Here is a 1025-nt window from a genome sequence, read left to right on the forward strand (position 1 = left end):
CGTTGGCCGGAAGACCACGTCGGCAAAGTAGTTGGCGGAAGCGAAAGTGCTGGTCGGAAACAGGCCGGTAGTGGCTGAGCCACCATAGGCATAGACACCGTTGCCGCCGGCGGTGGCGCTGGACGGCGCCGTCAGCGGGCTATTGGTGACGGCGGTGGTGAAGAAGTTGCCGGTCGCCACGTAGGCGCCGGTGGTGTGGTACGAGGCGATGTAGGTGGTGTTGGCGGCGATGGTTATGGGCGCTGCCAGGGCCACCGTCTGCCAGCCACTCGCCGACGTGTTGGTGAAGCTGACGGTGGCAAGCTTGGTGCCGGTCGCGGTCCACAGGTCCAGCACATTCTGGCCGGAGTCGTTGGCGCTGCGGTAGAACTTGAGGGCCGTTATGTCACCGCCGACACTGGACTGGAACTTGACCCCGACCTCGAGTTGTTGACCATCGTTGAGGTTGGTCTGCGCAGGCGTGCTGGACGCGCTGAACAGACTGTAGGTCGTGGGGGCCGTCGACACGGCGATGTTGAATGTCTCGTTGGCAGCCAGGCTGCCGAGATCGCTCGCCGTCACCCGGACGGCGAGCGTGCCGGTATTGGCGGCCGTCGGCGTGCCGGTGAAGGTCCGCGTCGTGGCGTTGAAGCTCAGCCAGGCGGGAAGCGCCGAGCCGTCGGCRGCCAGTGCCGTGTAGGTGAGCGTCTCGCCGCTGTCGACATCGGTGAACGTGCCGGCGGGGAGTGCAAGCGAGAACGCGGTGCCCACCGTGGCGCTCTGGTTGGCGGTCTGGACGGCGAGCACCGGCGCGTCATTGGCGCCGTGAACGGTGACGGTGAGCGTCGCCGTGGCGATGGCGCCGGCGGTGTCGCGCATGGTGTAGCTGAAGGCATCGGTCAGCGTGTTGGTCGACAGCCGCAAGGCCTGCACGGCGGAGGCGCTCTCGTTGACGGTGTAGGTGTAGGCGCCCGACGCATTGAGCACGAGGCTGCCATAAGTGCCGTTGAGCGCCGTGCCGAGCGTGCCCGTGGTCGCGCCGAAGC

At 67.0% G+C, this 1025-nt stretch carries 1 protein-coding gene; it reads right to left on the bottom strand.

Translation table 11 applies throughout. From position 1 onward, the window contains the following. A partial coding sequence (locus tag AC1D2R_RS32130) for a DUF4082 domain-containing protein (protein WP_477973863.1) occupies nt 1–1025 on the bottom strand: 1025 nt, incomplete at both ends.

The organism is Rhizobium sp. P1_C7 (assembly GCF_056406295.1).